The organism is Bradyrhizobium sp. CB3481 (assembly GCF_029714305.1).
GTDB lineage: Bacteria > Pseudomonadota > Alphaproteobacteria > Rhizobiales > Xanthobacteraceae > Bradyrhizobium.
Genome location: NZ_CP121647.1, coordinates 215272 through 232057 on the forward strand (window position 1 = coordinate 215272; position 16786 = coordinate 232057).

Below are 16786 nucleotides of genomic sequence, written 5' to 3' on the forward strand. Positions count from 1 at the left end.
GGCGGATGTGGCTGCGTTCCGGCTCCTCATTGGACCGGCCGCCGCATCAGGTTTGATGCCTCACCGGCGCTTTCCTTGCTCAGATCTGCGGACCTTCCTTTTTCCGTGGCCGCTTTTTCTCAAAGCCACCTCGCACCCTTCCAGAAGACACCCCACAGGACGACCCCAATGCGGGAAATGAAACTCCAAGACCTCAAATCGAAAACGCCGGCCGAGCTCGTCACGTTCGCCGAAGAGAGCGGGGTCGAAAATGCCAGCACCATGCGCAAGCAGGAGCTGATGTTCGCCATCCTCAAGCAGCTCGCGATCCAGGAAATCGATATTATCGGTGAAGGCGTCGTCGAGGTTCTCTCCGACGGCTTCGGCTTCCTCCGCTCTCCCGACGCCAACTACCTGCCCGGCCCCGACGACATCTATGTCTCGCCGTCGCAGATCCGCCGCTTCGGTCTTCGCACCGGTGACACCATCGAAGGCCATATCCGCAGCCCGAAAGAAGGCGAACGCTATTTCGCACTGCTCAAGGTCAACACGCTCAATTTCGAAGATCCGGAAAAGTCCAAGCACAAGGTCAATTTCGACAACCTCACGCCGCTGTTTCCGGACCAACGCTTCCGCCTCGAGCTCGAAGACCCGACGCGAAAAGATCTCTCTGCACGCGTGATCGACATCGTCGCGCCGATCGGCAAGGGCCAGCGCGCTTTGATCGTGGCGCCGCCGCGCACCGGCAAGACGGTGCTGATGCAGAACATCGCGCACTCCATCACTGCCAATCATCCCGAATGCTATCTCATCGTTCTTCTGATCGACGAGCGTCCGGAAGAAGTCACGGACATGCAGCGCTCGGTGAAGGGCGAGGTGGTGTCGTCGACCTTCGACGAACCCGCCGTGCGTCACGTCCAGGTCGCCGAGATGGTGATCGAGAAGGCGAAGCGCCTGGTTGAGCACGGCCGCGATGTCGTGATCCTGCTCGACTCGATCACGCGTCTGGGCCGCGCTTACAACACGGTGGTGCCGTCATCCGGCAAGGTGCTGACCGGCGGTGTCGATGCCAACGCGTTGCAGCGGCCGAAGCGATTCTTCGGCGCCGCGCGAAACATCGAGGAGGGCGGTTCGCTCACCATCATCGCGACCGCGCTGGTCGATACGGGCAGCCGCATGGACGAAGTCATCTTCGAAGAGTTCAAGGGCACCGGTAACTCCGAACTGATCCTCGACCGCAAGGTCTCGGACAAGCGGACCTTCCCGGCGATCGACATCTCGCGCTCCGGCACGCGCAAGGAAGAGCTGATCACCGATCCGCAGCTCCTGAAGAAGATGTATGTGCTGCGCCGGATCCTCAATCCGATGGGCACGATGGATGCGATCGACTTCCTGCTCGACAAGCTCCGCAACACCAAGAACAACTCGGAGTTCTTCGACTCCATGAACACCTGAGCCGCGAGATAAGGCTTGGGGGAGGGCGCCTCGCACCGCGGGGGCGCCCTTTTTCATGCCGCCGAGCCAGAAGCCCGAAATTATTGATTGGTTAACCATATAAAGTATTGAATTTTATGCGGTTTGGTCTCTTGCGGCGATGCCCGGTTACAAAAACGCGAAAACAACCCCATGCACAGTAGAATGAGCCCGGACCTGCTTTGCCGCTCGCGCTGAATCGCGTTGCCTTTTCAGGACCTCCCGGACAAATAGGCCATGCATCCGCGGGACCAGACCATTTTCGCTTTGTCCTCAGGCCAGCCGCCGAGCGCGATTGCCTTGGTGCGCGTCTCCGGCCCGCAGGCTGGAAAGGTCGTCATAGCGCTGGCCGGCAAAACGCCGTCGCCGCGAATGGCCACCCGCGCCCTGCTTCGTGACCTCAGCCAGCGGCCGATCGACGATGCCGTGGTGCTGTGGTTTCCGGGTCCGGCGAGCGCGACGGGCGAAGACGTTGCGGAGTTTCATATCCATGGCGGGCGGGCGGTGCTCGCGGCGTTATTCGCGACACTGTCCGAATTCGAAAATGTTCGGCCGGCCGAGCCCGGAGAATTTACCCGGCGCGCGTTCGAGAACGGCAAGCTCGATCTCACCGAGGCCGAAGGCCTCGACGATCTCATCCACGCCGATACCGACAGGCAGCGCCGCCAGGCGCTGCGCCAGTTGAAAGGACTGCTCGGCGACAAGGCGCGCGACTGGCGCGCGCGGATTATCGAGGCCTCCGCCTTGATCGAAGCCGGAATCGATTTCTCCGATGAGGGCGACGTGCCGGCAGAGTTGATTGCGCCGGCGCTGGCAAAGGTGGGGGCGCTGCTGACGGAGATCGAGGAAGTCCTGGCGGAGCAGGGGCGCAGCGAACGCCTGCGCGATGGCCTGGTTATCGCGATCGCGGGACCGCCGAACGTCGGCAAGTCGACGCTGATGAATCAACTCGCACGCCGCGAGGTCGCGATCGTGTCACCGCATGCCGGCACGACGCGCGACGTCATCGAAGTGCAGCTCGACCTCGATGGCTATCCAGTGACGGTGATCGACACCGCGGGCATTCGCGCGACCGACGATCCGGTAGAGCAGGAGGGTGTTCGCCGCGCCCGCGCCCGGGCGGCCGATGCGGATCTTGTGCTGTGGCTGGCGGACTCATTGGACGTCGAGCGTGAAGGGCAGGGCGACACGGCTGCACCGGTCTGGCTGATCCGCAACAAGATCGATCTCGATGGAGAGGATCGGCCAGTGGCCGAGTCGTCCGATGGCCGGGTTTTCCGCATTTCGGCCCGCCGTGGCGACGGCTTGCCGGAACTGATCGCGGCCGTAGTCGGATTTGCGCAAATCTATTTCGGGAGCGGCGAGGGCGGACTGATCGGCCGGACCCGGCAGCGAAAGCTGTTGCAGGAGACGGCGGAGGCGCTGCGCCGTTGTGTTGAGGTCATCGAAGAGGGCGAAGAGCTCGCCGCGGAAGAGTTGCGTGCGGCGGCCTACTCCCTTGGGCGATTGCTCGGACGGGTCGATGTCGAGGATATTCTCGACGTGATCTTCCGGGAGTTCTGTGTAGGTAAGTAACACTTCCTTACCCATGTTTCACGTGAAACATGGCCGAGTCGGAACCCGGCGTTTCACGTGAAACAAATGCTTAAGCAAACTTCTGCTTTCCGGTCTTGCGACTTGGGGATAGAAACCCGCCATGATTTCCCAGGCAGACTCCTTCGACGTCATTGTCATCGGTGGCGGCCATGCCGGCTGCGAGGCCGCGAGCGCGGCTGCGCGGATGGGAGCGAAGACGGCGCTGGTGACTCATCGTTTCTCCACGGTCGGAGCGATGTCTTGCAATCCCGCCATTGGGGGTCTCGGCAAGGGTCATCTGGTCCGCGAAGTCGATGCGCTAGATGGCTTGATGGGCCGGGTCGCCGACGCCGGAGGCATCCAGTTTCGGATGCTGAACCGCCGTAAGGGCCCGGCCGTTCGTGGACCCCGCGCCCAGGCAGATCGCAAGCTTTACGCCGCCGCCATGCAGACCGCGATCCGGCAGACTGCCAATCTCAGCGTGGTCGAAGGCGAGGCGGATGAGCTAATCGTCTCGAACGGTCGGGTCACCGGAATTCGTCTCGGCGATGGCCGGACGTTGAGCGCCGGCGCCGTGGTGATCACGACCGGAACCTTTCTTCGCGGCCTGATCCATCTCGGCGAGAAGAACTGGCCCGCGGGTCGGGTCGGGGAGGCGCCAGCCATGGGGCTTTCCGCCTCGTTCGAGCGGGCCGGCTTTACCCTCGGACGTCTGAAGACCGGGACGCCGCCGCGGCTCGACGGCACCACCATCGACTGGTCTGCGGTCGAGATGCAGCCCGGCGACGATCCGCCGGAGCCATTCTCGGTCATGACCGACCGGATTACGACGCCGCAAATCCAGTGCGGGATCACCCGGACGACGCCGGCGACCCATGAGGTGATCCGCGCCAACGTGCATCGCTCGCCGATGTATTCCGGCCAGATCAAGAGCAGCGGCCCGCGCTATTGTCCGTCGATCGAGGACAAGATCGTCAAGTTCGGCGACCGTGACGGCCATCAGATCTTCCTGGAGCCGGAGGGGCTCGACGACCCCACGGTCTATCCTAACGGTATCTCCACCTCGCTGCCGGAGGAAGTTCAGCTCGCGATCCTCGCCAGCATTCCCGGCCTTGAGCGGGTCAGAATGGTCCGGCCGGGCTATGCCATTGAGTACGACCATGTCGATCCCCGCGAGCTCGACCCGACGCTGCAGACCAAGCGCGTGCCAGGTCTTTTCCTGGCCGGACAGATCAACGGCACGACGGGATATGAGGAGGCGGCGGCGCAGGGAATCGTGGCCGGCCTCAACGCGGCCCTGGCGGCTGGTGGCACTGACCCCATCGTGTTCGACAGGGCCGACGGCTATCTCGGCGTGATGATCGATGATCTCGTGACCCGCGGCATAACAGAGCCATACCGGATGTTCACCTCGCGGGCCGAATACCGCCTGACCCTGCGGGCCGACAATGCGGATCAGCGGCTGACCGATAAGGGGATCGCGCTGGGCTGCGTCGGCCCGACGCGTACCCAGCGGCATCGGGACAAGATGGCTGCGCTGGCGGCGGCGAAGGCGCTGGCCAAATCGCTGACGATGACTCCCAATGAAGCGGCCAAGCATGGCCTGGCGCTCAACCGGGACGGCCATCGCCGCTCGGCTTTTGAGTTGCTGGCCTATCCCGAGATCGACTGGATGACCCTGCGCGGCATCTGGCCGGAACTCTCGGCCATCGATCCGGCCATCGCCGTCCACCTTGAGATCGACGCCAAGTACGATGTCTATCTCAAGCGCCAGACCGCTGACGTCGATGCCTTCCGGCGCGACGAAGGCCTGGTCCTGACCGGCATCGATTATGGGGATGTGCCGGGGCTCTCGAACGAGGCGCGCGCCAAACTGGAGGCGGCAAAGCCGCGAACCGTGGGGCAGGCGGGCCGGCTCGACGGGTTGACGCCGGCGGCGCTGGGAATCTTGGCGGCCTATCTGCACCGCGAGGCGCGCCGGAAGAATTCGCGAGCGACAGCGTAAAGAATCTGTTTCACGTGAAACGGGCAGGGCGATTGCATCGTCACGGCCGGGCGTGGGGCGACCCGCTCGTCCAATGGCCGACTTTCAGCGAGCAACTTTCAGACATGAGCAAAACGCCAACGGCAATTCTCCCCTCGGCCGCGGACAAGGCGGAGGCACTCGCGCTCACGCCCGTCTCGCCTCAAACGGTCGAGCGGCTCGATCGCTACGTCGCTCTGCTCCTGGAGTGGCAGGCCAAGACGAATCTCGTTGCGCCCTCCACGCTTCCCAATCTCTGGACGCGCCACATCGCCGATTCGCTGCAGCTTCTCGACCTTGCGCCGTCGGCCAAAACCTGGGTCGACTTCGGGAGCGGTGGCGGTTTCCCCGGCGTGGTGCTGGCGTCTGCTCTGGCGGAGACGCTGGGTGCCAATGTCCATCTGGTCGAGCGCAACGCCAAGAAAGCAGCATTTCTGCGCGAGGCCGTGCGCATAACTTCTGCACCTGCAACCGTGCATTTGGCGGGAATCGGGGATATTGTGGATAGAATTGGCAGCCGCGTCGATTGCGTCACTGCACGGGCGCTGGCTCCATTACATCAGCTTGTCGGCTTTGCGGAGCCGTTTGTGAGCAATGGCGCTAAAGCGCTGTTTCTTAAGGGCCAAGATGTAGAGGCTGAATTGACTGAAGCCGCTATATATTGGAATATTGAACCGCGACTCTATTCCAGCCGCACGGGCGGGCACGGCTGGATCGTCGAACTCGATCGGATCGAGCGACGCAACCCTTCCGCGATCACACATGGCGATCGGGCATGAGCGAATTAGATCAGTTATATCAACAAGATAGGGACGAAACTCCACCGCCCCATCCACGCATCCTGTCGCTGGCCAATCAGAAGGGCGGCGTGGGAAAGACGACCACGGCGATCAACCTCGGCACCGCGCTTGCGGCGATTGGCGAGCGTGTCCTGATCGTCGACCTTGATCCGCAGGGCAACGCCTCGACCGGTCTCGGCATCGATCGTCGTAATCGCAACTGCTCGACCTACGATGTGCTGATCGGCGAAGCACCGCTGCGCGATGCCGTGGTGGCCACCGCGGTGCCGCGGCTGCACATCGCCTCCTCGACCATGGACCTGTCCGGCCTCGAGCTCGAACTCGGCACGACACCGGGCCGCGCGTTCCGCCTGCGCGATGCGATCGCGGCGCTGAACAAGAATGCCGCGCCAGATACCGACTACACCTATGTGCTGATCGATTGCCCGCCCTCGCTCAACCTTCTCACGGTCAACGCGATGGCGGCGTCGGATGCGATCCTGGTGCCGCTGCAGTGCGAGTTCTTCGCCCTCGAAGGTCTGTCGCAATTGTTGCAGACGGTGGAGCAGGTGCGCTCGACGCTCAACCCGAACCTGTCGATCCACGGCATCGTGCTGACCATGTTCGACTCGCGCAACAATTTGTCGAACCAGGTCGTTGCCGACGTCCGGCAGTTCATGGGCGGCAAGGTCTACGACACCATGATCCCGCGCAACGTGCGCATCTCCGAGGCGCCGTCCTACGGCAAGCCGGTGCTGGTCTACGATCTCAAATGCGTCGGCAGCGAAGCGTATCTGAAGCTCGCGACCGAAGTGATCCAGCGCGAGCGCGATCTAAGGACGCATTGAAAAATGTAGGATGGGTAGAGCGAAGCGAAACCCATTAAGGTGCGCGACGAAGGTGATGGGTTTCGCGTCCGCTCTACCCATCCTACGCACGGTCGCAAATCAATCGAATTCTGTAGTGGAGTAATTGAGTGAATCCGAGGGAGCTGGCGGCGATGGCCGACAAAACAGGTTCGCGACTGGGCCGTGGCCTCGCAAGTCTGATCGGAGATGTCGGTGGCGAGACCGCGCATGTCGAGCGGCCGCGTAATCAGCGCAAGGTGCCGATCGAGTTTCTCAAGCCCAACCCGCGCAACCCGCGCCGGACCTTTTCCGATACCGAGCTCGGCGAACTCGCCAGCTCGGTCAAGCAGCACGGCGTGATCCAGCCGATCGTGGTCCGTCCGGTGAAGGGCGCCCAGGATCGCTACGAGATCATCGCCGGCGAACGGCGCTGGCGCGCCGCGCAGCTTGCCAGCCTGCACGAGGTGCCGATCGTTCCGATCGAGGTCAGCGATAGCGACGCTCTCGAGATCATGATCATCGAGAACGTGCAGCGCGAAGACCTCAACGCGATGGAAGAGGCGCAGGGCTATCACGCGCTGGCCGACGAGTTCAAACGCAGCCAGGAAGAGATCGCCAGGGAAGTCGGCAAGAGCCGCAGCCACGTCGCCAACATGATGCGGCTGACGAAATTGCCGGCGGAAGTGCAGGCGCTTATTTCGAACGGCGAATTGTCGGCCGGCCATGCCCGCGCCTTGATCGGCGTGCCCGATCCGCTCGCGGCGGCCAAGCGCATCGTCGCCGAAGGCCTCAACGTCCGTCAGACCGAGGCGCTCGCCCATGAAGAAGGCGTGCCGGAGCGCAAGCCGCAGAAGGCGCGCAGCGGCGGTGGAGCTAAGACGAAGGATCCCGACACCATCGCGCTGGAGAAGCGCGTTTCCGATGCGCTCGGCCTGAACGTCACCGTCAACCACCGCGACCCCGGCGGCTCCGTCCAGATCAGCTACCGCAACCTCGAGCAGCTCGACGAGGTGATGCGGCGGCTGGAGGGGAAATGACGCTGTCATTGCGAGGAGCTACAGCGACGAAGCAATCCATCTATCCCCGTGCGGTGAGATGGATTGCTTCGCTCCGCTCGCAATGACGGCGGAGAACGACGGCGTGAAGCGGTGAGCCTCAGCGAAACTCGGCGACGATCCCGATCTCGCCGACGATGGCTTCGTTGAAGGCCGTCAATTCCTCAGCGGGAATCCAGTATTCCGAATGCGCGGCGCCGCCGGCTTTCTGGACGTCATATTTTTCCAGAAAATCCCGCCTGACCTGAAAACGAGTGACATAGCCAGAGCCACTGGCCGGCACATTCCAGTCGCGGGCGATCTTTACGGCATATTCTTCCGACAGCACGGGATAGAAGATGGGTTGCTCCGGCAGCCGTGGTGGAAACACGCGCATGCCGCTTTTGCGGATCAATTCCAGCTCGGTTGGTCCAACCGGGCGCCAGAGGGTGACGACATCTCCACCCGGCATCGTTATCCCCGCCGCTTCGCGTTTGCCGCGATCGACAGCAGCGCCCGCAGCCCGATCGCCGATGCCAGCGTTGCCTGCTTGCGCATGTCGAGCGCCGCGGTCCCGAGTTGGTCGATGATGGCGGCGAGCCGGGCTGGGTTGAAATTGCGCAGCGCGATTTCGACGGCGCCCTTGCGCGAGAAGTGCAGCCGCGGATAGCCGCTTTCGAGCAGGACCGACACCGGCGTGCCTTCGGCGACCGCGAGTGCGGATTTGTGCAGCCACGCCGCTTGGCGCTGCGCGGCCGAGATGATCACACCGGGATAGGTGCCGGCGACCATCGCTTTGGCAAACTCGCTTTCCACCACATCCGGCTTGCCGGCAAAGGCGCCGTCCACGATCGGATCGAGCTTCAGCTCGGAGGCGTCGGAGACGACGGTCATGACATCGTCGAGCGCGATCTCGCCCTTGCCGTGCGCATAAAGTGCAAGCTTGCGCAGCTCGTTGCGGGAGGCCTGGCGGTCGCCGCCGAGCAGCGACATCAGCACCGCACGGGCATCGGCGGCGATGCGCAGATTGGACGTCCGCACCTCCTCGTCGATCAGCCTGGCGAGGTCGCGCTCGGTATCGGGATAGCAGGCAATGGCGACTGCGGTCTTGGCGCGCTCGCAGGCCTTGCGCAGCGGCGATTCCGGCCGCAGCTCGCCGGCCTCGATCACGATACGGCAATCCTTCACCGCCGAATCGGCCAGCGTATCCACCCCGCTGGCAAAACTGCGCGAGCCGGCGCGCACGCGAATGGCGCGGCGGCCGCCGAACATTGGGATCGTCATGGCTTCGTCGACCAGCCGCGACGGCTCGGCCGCCAGCTCATCGCCTTCCAGCCGCACCAGCGAGAAGGGGTCATTGGGATCGTCAACGGCCGAAGCGATCAGCGCGTCGGCACGCTCGCGGACCAGGCCGGCGTCGGGCCCGTAGAGCAAAATGATCGGGCGGCCAGGGTCGGGCCGGGCGAGAAAAGCGTCGACGTCTTTTCCGCGGAGCGCGACCAACGGGGATCAGGTGCCGGCGTAGAAGTAGGATGCCAGCCGGGTCTGGATGTTTTCCGCGATCTCGTTGGCGGCGCGATCCTCGGCGTCGCGGAAGGCGCGCTGGCGGGCGAAGCGCTGCAGATTGCCCGGAATGTCATACGACACGCGGGAGAAAGTCGTCCCGGTCATGACGGACTTGTTGGTCGCAAGGTCGATCAGATTGTACTGCGCGTCGATTCCGTAGTTTTCGCTCGATGGCAGCGCGGTGGCGGGATCGAGCATCAGCGAGGAGCGCGTGGTGTTAAAGCGCAGCACCAGGCGGTGGGTCGGCGGCATGCCGGTGGCGTTGCCATAGAGCTTGAACGCCAGCGCGTTGCGGATCTCCACCTGGATCCTCGCTTCGCGGGAAGCATTTGGCTTATCGACCGGCGGGACTTCCACGCCCATCAGCTTTTCGCGCAGGCCGGGCTTGCCGTCGTTGCGTTCCGCATACATCGGCTGGAAACAGCCGGCCGTGAGCGCCGCCAGCGCGGCGACGGCGATTAGCCGGACGGCGATCCGGGTCCTAGCCAACGACATTCACGATCCTCATGGGAACAACGATTACCTTGCGGACGGCCTTGCCGCCGAGGGCGAGTTTTACCGCATCGAGCGCCAAAACGGCAGCCTCAATTTCCGGATTTTGGGCGACCCGTGGCACGGTAACATCACCCCGTTTCTTGCCGTTGACCTGGACCACCAGCGTCACGGTGTCCTCAACCAGCAAATCGCGTTCGATTTGCGGCCAGCTGGCCTCCGAAATCAGCCCGGACTGGCCCAGCACCTGCCAGCATTCCTCGGCCAGATGCGGCATCATCGGGGAGATCAGCTGCACCAGGATGGTTGCGGCCTCCTTGATGGCCCAGGCCAGATCCGGCGTCGGCTTGCCGTCGCGGCCCAGCACCTCCGCCAGTGCGTTGGTGAATTCCCGGATATGGGCCAGGCAGACGTTGAAATGTAGCCGCTCTATACCGGACGACACCTTGTCCAGCGCGCCATGGGCCGCCTTGCGCAAGGCAAGCGCATCGGCGCCGAACGAGGTCGGCCGGTCTGCCGAGGCCGGCTTGGCGATGTCGGCGGACTCATTCACCAGCCGCCACAGCCGCTGCACGAAGCGTGCCGCGCCCTGCACCCGCTCGTCGCTCCAGATCACGTCGCGGTCGGGCGGGGAGTCCGACAGCATGAACCAACGCGCGACGTCGGCGCCGTAGGTCGCGATGATGTCGTCGGGGTCGACGGTGTTCTTCTTCGACTTCGACATCTTCTCGATCGGGCCGATCGCGACCTCCTCGTCGCCATAGATCATGCTGGCGCGGCGCTCGCTGCCGACCATCTCGATCTTCACCTCGGCCGGCGTCACGAAAGTGCCGTCGGCCTTCTGGTAGGTCTCGTGCACCACCATGCCCTGGGTGAACATGCCGGCGAACGGCTCCTTCATATCGATATGGCCAGTCGCCTTCATCGCACGGGTGAAGAAGCGGCTGTAGAGCAGATGCAGGATCGCGTGCTCGACGCCGCCGATATACTGGTCGACCGGCATCATGCGGTTGGCGACATCGGGCGTGGTCGGCGCCGTCTCGTTCCAGGGATCGGTGAAGCGCGCAAAGTACCAGGACGAATCCACGAAGGTGTCCATGGTGTCGGTTTCGCGCTGCGCCTTGCCGCCGCACTTGGGGCAGGTGACGTGCTTCCAGGTCGGGTGGTGGTCGAGCGCGTTGCCGGGCTTGTCGAAGGTGGCGTCCTCCGGCAGCGTCACTGGCAGCTGATCGTCCGGCACCGGCACCACGTCGCATTTCTCGCAGTGGATCACCGGGATTGGGCAGCCCCAATAGCGCTGGCGCGAGATGCCCCAGTCACGCAGGCGGAAATTGACCTGCCGCTCGCCAATCGGCGCGTTGCCGCGCATCTCGGATTCCAGGCGCTTCGCAACTTCTTCCTTGGCGGCTTCGATGGTCATGCCGTCGAGGAAGCGCGAATTGATCATGCGGCCGTCGCCGTCATAGGCGGTGTCCGAGATGACAAACGTCTTCGGGTCCTGGCCCTCGGGGCAGACCACTGGAATATTGCCGAGCTTGTACTTGTTGACGAAGTCGAGGTCGCGCTGGTCATGGGCCGGACAGCCGAAGATGGCGCCGGTGCCGTATTCCATCAGGACGAAGTTTGCGACATAGACCGGCAGCTTCCAGCTCGGGTCGAACGGATGGACTGCCTTGATGCCGGTGTCAAAACCCTGCTTCTCGGCGGTGTCGATGATCTCCTGCGCGGTGCCGATCTTCTTGATGTCGGCGATGAACTCGGCGAGCTCTGGATTCTTCGCCGCCGCGGCTTGCGCCAGCGGATGGTCGGCCGAGATCGCCATAAATTTTGCGCCGAACAGCGTGTCCGGCCGCGTCGTAAAGATCTTCAGCTCGGTCTCGCCGGCAGGCGTTGTCGCCGGATCCAGCGCGAAGCGAATCAGCAGGCCCTCGGACCGGCCGATCCAGTTGCGCTGCATCAGCCGCACCTTGTCCGGCCAACGGTCCAGCCCGTCCAATGCGTCCAGCAGCTCTTGCGAGTACTTCGTAATCTTGAAGACCCACTGGCTCATCTCGCGCTGCTCGACGATCGCGCCGGAGCGCCAGCCGCGGCCGTCGATCACCTGCTCGTTGGCCAGTACGGTCATGTCGACCGGGTCCCAGTTGAGCTTGCGCTTCTCACGTTCGGCGAGGCCCGCGCGCAGCATGTCCAAAAACATCTTCTGCTGATGCTTGTAGTAGCTGGGATCGCAGGTCGCGAATTCCCGGCTCCAGTCCAGCGACAGTCCGATCGACCGCAGCTGCTTCTTCATCGCGGCGATGTTGTCGTAAGTCCACGCCTTCGGCGCGACCTTGCGCTCGATCGCGGCATTCTCCGCCGGCAGGCCGAAGGCGTCCCAGCCCATCGGGTGCAGCACGTTGAACCCCTTGGCGCGCATGAACCGCGCCAGCACGTCGCCGAGCGTATAGTTCCGGACATGCCCGATATGGATGCGCCCGGACGGGTAGGGGAACATCTCGAGCACGTAGTATTTCGGCCGCGGATCGTCGTTTTTGGAGGCGAAGATCGCCTTTTCGTCCCAGGCGGCTTGCCAGCGGGGCTCGGAATCACGGGCGTTGTAACGTTCGGCGGTCATGAAATCGCAGGGCTTTTTGTGGATTCGGGTCCCCATCCAGAGGACGGCGGACTAGGCCACAAAAGCGGCTGCGGAGCAACGGCTGGGGGCGGGGGAGGGGTGATTTGAAAACGGGTGTAGCGCCGGGGCGCTTCACCCCGCCATCGCGATTCCGGCTTCATCCACCAGCTTGGCAAAGCCATGCTCGACCACGGTATTTCGCCCGCGGTGTTTGGCGGCGTAGAGGGCGGCGTCGGCAGCTTCAATCAGGTCGCCCGGGGTTTGGATATCGCTCGGCAGCGTGGTGGCAATGCCGACGCTGACGGTGACCATCCCGTAGCTGGAGGTGATGTGGGGCAAAGCGAGGCCCTGGAGGGTGGCGCGCACGGTTTCGCCGATTTCGAGCGCCTTCTGCGCGCTGGTGTTCGGCAGCAGCAGGCAGAATTCCTCACCGCCATAGCGGCCGGCAAAGCCCATCGTGTCGCCGGCGATGCCGGCCAGCGTCTCGCCGATGCGCGTGAGGCAGGCGTCGCCTTCGGGATGGCCGTAGGTGTCGTTGTAGAGCTTGAAGTGATCGACATCGATCATCAGGAGCGACAGCTCGCTGGCGTATTGCTGCGCCTTCATCCACTCGAAATCGAGCCGGCCCTGGAAGCCGCGGCGGTTGGCAAGGCCGGACAGCATGTCGATCGAGGCCATCACGGTCAGCCGGTCGTTGGTGGCGACAAGCTCGCGCTCGCGCTGGCTGAGCTGCGCGGCCATCGCGTTGAAGGCGCGCGCCAGCGGCATGAATTCCGAGGGCAGGCGGCTGCGCGAGACGCGGGCCGACGCGTCGCCTTCGCCGAATCGCTTGGCCATGCTGGTCATGACCTCGATCGGTTTGATGATGAGCTTTTCGGCGCCGATCAGCGCACCCAGCAGCACAAACAAGCAGACGAATGCGAGCTGCAGATAGGCGATCCGGATGTCGCCGTTGATCGCGGCCGTCACCGTGTCTTCGTCGATGCTGACGATCAGGCGGGACTGCGTTCCGGGAATCCGGGCGAAACTGATGCTACGCTTCGAGCCGCTGGTCGCGGCAAAGGAGATCGAGCCCGTATCGGAATTGGAGGAGAGCGCCTTGTAGGTGATCGCCGAGAGCAGCGGCACATTATCGAGGGGACGGCCGATCGTGCCGGCCTGGTCCGGCGGCGCCGCCAGCACGACGCCGGTTGAGTCGATCAGGACGGATGAAATGCCCGGCCGTCCGCCGAGATTGGCCATGATCTTCGACAGCCAATCGAGATTGATACCGGCAACCGCAACCGAATCTTCTTCCGGATTGATCGCGGCGACCGGATAGGCCGCCATCATGATCGGCCGGTTGTTGGTCTTGCCGAACAGATAATCGCTGAAAATGAAGTCGCGGGTTTCCTGCGCCTTTCTGAAATACTCGCGATCGCCGATGTTGAGGCCGACTTGAATGTTCAAGGTCGAGCACTGCACCACGCCGTCCTTGCTCACGAGCATGATGCTCCGGATCCAGGGCAGGTTAGCGGGCAGGCTGGCGCGCAGGATCTCGCAGCTCCGTCCGATGCCGCTGGAGGCGCGGATGTACGCCGCCGATTTCAGCATTGTCTCGACCGAGGAGATCACCTCGCGCTGGGTCTCGGCGCTGTGGTGCGCGATATTGGCGTATTCTTCCGACGCCATCGCGATCTGCTTGACGCGCGCGTCTTCAAGCGAGCGGACCCGCTCCAGCATCAACGGCGCCACCAGCAGCACGGCCAGCATCGCAAGCCGCGCACGGATGCCCAGAAGCTTCTTGAGCTTGAGTTTGATCCGATTGCGGTTGAAAGTAACGCCAGACATCCTGCCCCCCACATCACAGAGTAGTGCGAAGGGTTCAAAAAGCCTTTCCCGAACTTGGTAAAATTCAAGGAAATGCCGTAAGATTTTCCGCGAAGAACGCGACCGGCAACAGAATATGACGCGAGAGAGATGGCGACGCCACTAACGAAGTCTTTACCAACCGGCCTTGCTCAGGTGGAGCAGGAGATCGCGCGCGCCTGCAAGGAAGCGCGCCGCGAGCGCGCGTCGGTGACGCTGGTTGCGGTGTCGAAGACATTCGACGGGGCAGCGATTTCACCTGTCATCGATGCCGGACAGCGCGTGTTCGGCGAAAATCGCGTGCAGGAAGCCAAGGGAAAATGGCCGGCATTGATGGCGGCCTATCCCGGAATTGCGTTGCATTTGATCGGACCGTTGCAATCCAACAAGGCAAAGGACGCGGTGGCGCTGTTCGACGCCATCCATTCGGTCGACCGGCCGAGCCTGTGCGAAGCGCTGGCCAAGGAAATCAAGTCGCAGAACAAACGTCCCGAATTGTTCGTCCAGCTGAACACCGGCGAGGAGCCGCAGAAGGCCGGCATCGCGCCTAGCGAAGCCGACGCCTTCATCGCAAGTTGCCGCGAGAAATATGGCCTCGTCATTTCCGGGTTGATGTGCATCCCGCCGGTCGATGAGGCGCCGGCGCCGCATTTCGCGCTGACGGCCAAGATCGCCGCGCGCAACGGCTTGCGGAATCTGTCGATGGGCATGAGCGCGGATTTTGCCGTGGCGATCCAGCTCGGCGCCACGCATGTGCGCGTCGGCTCGGCGATCTTTGGGGCGCGGTGAGCCCGGTTGTCGTCCCTGCGAACGCAGGGACCCATACGCCGCGGCTTTACTATTAGGGCGATGGGGTTAGTTATCTTCGTTACCAACGAGCGATGGTGGTTATGGGTCCCTGCGTTCGCAGGGACGACATCGAATGCGGAGAGGAAGCTTACTTAAATCCCACCGACACTTTGCCAAGCAACCCGAAATCGACGGCGCAGAAATCACCCGATTGAATCGGCAATGGCGGATGGCAGGTGCCCGTCGTCACCACATGCCCCGCCTTCAGCGTTACGCCAAGCTGGCGCAGTTCATTGGCGAGCCAGGCTAGCGCTTTCCGGGGATCGCCGAGCACGTTCTTGCCGTGACCGACATATTGCTGGCCGCGCATCGTGGTGACCGGCCGCTCCTCGACGAGGTCCAACGCGCGCCAGTTGGCGCTGGTCGCCGGTCCCAGCACGAACAGATGCGCACAGGCATTGTCGGCGATCAGCTGGGCCTCGCCGGCGCTGGCGAAATCGGCAAACCGCGAATCCGGAATCTCGATCGCCGGATGAAGCGTATCGACCGCATCGAGCACCTGCTGCACGGTATAGGGCGTCGGGCGCGCCGGCAGATCGACGCGCATGCGAAAGGCGAATTCAGGCTCGGCGACACGCATTTCATTGCCGGCCATCGAAGCGGTGCCGCCATCCGCGATCACGGTTTCGGCGAGGATGCGCCCGGCCATCGGGCCGGCGACATTGATGTGCTTTTGTCCGGCCTCGCTGGTTGCTGCGATCTTCCAGCCGAACAGGTTTTGGGCCGAAAATCGTTCGACGGCCGCCTGGATCGCGTAGGCTTCGATGCGGTCGCGCGGCCGCAGCGATGCGTCGAGCGCGTCGAGCTTGGTGCCGGCGCGCCAATGGTCGTGCAGCGTTTTCGAAGCGGCGGTTATTGCATCCTTGTCGAGCATGTTCTGGTCCCGTCAGCCGATCATGATTCTTGTCTGCGGGCCGATCCGCCGCAACAGGCGCAGCATGGCGGATTTGGTCATCGACACGCATCCCGCCGTCGGCGAAAAATTCGAGCGGGCCAGATGCAGGAACACGGCGCTGCCGCGGCCGGCGATGCGAGGCGCGCTGTTGTGATCGATCTCGATGATGAAATCATAGAGATGGTCCTCGCGCGTCAGCCGGTCGCCGGCCTGGCCGCGCACAAGGCGAATGGGCTGATTGTAATGGCGATCGCGTGGGTCTTCGCACCAGGCATCTTCCGTCCTGATCGCCCGGGTCGGGAGATAGGTCCCCGGCCGGGCGTGGCGGTCGGCGCGCCACCACAATCGCAGCGGGCGATAGGTGCCCCTGGGGGTGCCGCCGTCGCCTTCCTTCTTGTTGGCAAGGATGCCGGCGCGACCAAGTGCCACCGGCACGGACCAGCCATCCGTGGTTAGCCATCCCCGACGGGCGTCGCCGGCAGCCCTTTGCACCCGGATCACGGAAACCGGCCGATCACGCGCAGCTGTCTTATAAGTGATTGAAGTCGTGTCATTTTCCATGCCAATGCCCGAATTCGGGGATTGCCTGCCCCGGCCCATAATTGCCCCATTCGGGACCATTACAGGACATTCATCGAAACCGGCCTCAAATTTGGGATAGACTGCGGTCCAACTTGTGAAACTGTAACAATATCTTACCTCAATGCGAATCAGTACCAGCTTGGCTTGCCTGCGAAGTTTGCGCGCGAATCAGGTTGTCATCGACCAAGACCCGGCTTGAGACGCTTCCACTTGTGTCCGCCGCCTGCCT

At 63.3% G+C, this 16786-nt stretch carries 14 protein-coding genes; 7 read left to right on the top strand and 7 right to left on the bottom strand.

Going from position 1 to position 16786, the window contains the following annotated elements; genetic code table 11:
* Positions 1-168: 168 nt before the first annotated feature.
* The 6 genes from rho to QA643_RS01060 all read left to right on the top strand — a co-directional run bounded on the left by rho (position 169) and on the right by QA643_RS01060 (position 7714).
* Complete coding sequence (gene rho / locus QA643_RS01035; RefSeq protein WP_057834504.1) at positions 169-1434, top strand: transcription termination factor Rho; 1266 nt, start codon at positions 169-171, stop codon at positions 1432-1434.
* A 255-nt stretch (positions 1435-1689) separates the two neighbouring features.
* On the top strand, positions 1690-3027 hold the full coding sequence (mnmE, locus tag QA643_RS01040) for a tRNA uridine-5-carboxymethylaminomethyl(34) synthesis GTPase MnmE (protein ID WP_283031364.1): 1338 nt from the start codon (positions 1690-1692) through the stop codon (positions 3025-3027).
* A 121-nt stretch (positions 3028-3148) separates the two neighbouring features.
* On the top strand, positions 3149-5032 hold the full coding sequence (gene mnmG / locus QA643_RS01045; RefSeq protein WP_283031365.1) for a tRNA uridine-5-carboxymethylaminomethyl(34) synthesis enzyme MnmG: 1884 nt from the start codon (positions 3149-3151) through the stop codon (positions 5030-5032).
* A 104-nt stretch (positions 5033-5136) separates the two neighbouring features.
* Complete coding sequence (gene rsmG / locus QA643_RS01050; protein WP_283031366.1) at positions 5137-5829, top strand: 16S rRNA (guanine(527)-N(7))-methyltransferase RsmG; 693 nt, start codon at positions 5137-5139, stop codon at positions 5827-5829.
* On the top strand, positions 5826-6677 hold the full coding sequence (locus QA643_RS01055) for a ParA family protein (protein WP_283031367.1): 852 nt from the start codon (positions 5826-5828) through the stop codon (positions 6675-6677). Before rsmG ends, QA643_RS01055 begins: the two co-directional genes overlap by 4 nt.
* A gap of 152 nt (positions 6678-6829) precedes the next feature.
* A complete protein-coding gene (locus tag QA643_RS01060) occupies positions 6830-7714 on the top strand; it encodes a ParB/RepB/Spo0J family partition protein (RefSeq protein ID WP_283031368.1) in 885 nt (294 codons plus the stop codon).
* 118 nt (positions 7715-7832) lie between these two features.
* Here QA643_RS01060 and QA643_RS01065 read toward each other — a convergent pair whose 3' ends face one another.
* The 5 genes from QA643_RS01065 to QA643_RS01085 all read right to left on the bottom strand — a co-directional run bounded on the left by QA643_RS01065 (position 7833) and on the right by QA643_RS01085 (position 14213).
* A complete protein-coding gene (locus QA643_RS01065) occupies positions 7833-8183 on the bottom strand; it encodes an ADP-ribosylation/crystallin J1 (RefSeq protein ID WP_283031369.1) in 351 nt (116 codons plus the stop codon).
* Between the two features lie 2 nt (positions 8184-8185).
* Positions 8186-9214: a DNA polymerase III subunit delta gene (gene holA, locus QA643_RS01070; protein ID WP_283031370.1), complete on the bottom strand. Its 1029-nt coding sequence runs from the start codon at positions 9212-9214 to the stop codon at positions 8186-8188.
* Between the two features lie 6 nt (positions 9215-9220).
* Positions 9221-9772: an LPS assembly lipoprotein LptE gene (lptE, locus tag QA643_RS01075; RefSeq protein WP_283031371.1), complete on the bottom strand. Its 552-nt coding sequence runs from the start codon at positions 9770-9772 to the stop codon at positions 9221-9223.
* Positions 9759-12383: a leucine--tRNA ligase gene (leuS, locus tag QA643_RS01080; RefSeq protein WP_283031372.1), complete on the bottom strand. Its 2625-nt coding sequence runs from the start codon at positions 12381-12383 to the stop codon at positions 9759-9761. Before leuS ends, lptE begins: the two co-directional genes overlap by 14 nt.
* 132 nt (positions 12384-12515) lie before the next feature.
* A complete protein-coding gene (locus tag QA643_RS01085) occupies positions 12516-14213 on the bottom strand; it encodes a diguanylate cyclase (RefSeq protein ID WP_283031373.1) in 1698 nt (565 codons plus the stop codon).
* Between the two features lie 129 nt (positions 14214-14342).
* On the opposite strand from QA643_RS01085, the gene QA643_RS01090 reads away from it, so the two are divergent.
* Positions 14343-15020 carry a YggS family pyridoxal phosphate-dependent enzyme gene (locus tag QA643_RS01090; protein WP_283031374.1) on the top strand — a complete coding sequence of 226 codons (678 nt, stop codon included), beginning with the start codon at positions 14343-14345 and terminating at the stop codon, positions 15018-15020.
* Between the two features lie 148 nt (positions 15021-15168).
* Here QA643_RS01090 and QA643_RS01095 read toward each other — a convergent pair whose 3' ends face one another.
* The gene (locus tag QA643_RS01095; RefSeq protein ID WP_283031375.1) at positions 15169-15954 is read right to left on the bottom strand and encodes a fumarylacetoacetate hydrolase family protein; all 786 of its coding nucleotides are present in this window, start codon (positions 15952-15954) and stop codon (positions 15169-15171) included.
* Between the two features lie 12 nt (positions 15955-15966).
* Positions 15967-16536 carry a L,D-transpeptidase family protein gene (locus tag QA643_RS01100; RefSeq protein ID WP_283031376.1) on the bottom strand — a complete coding sequence of 190 codons (570 nt, stop codon included), beginning with the start codon at positions 16534-16536 and terminating at the stop codon, positions 15967-15969.
* Between the last annotated feature and the right edge of the window lie 250 nt (positions 16537-16786).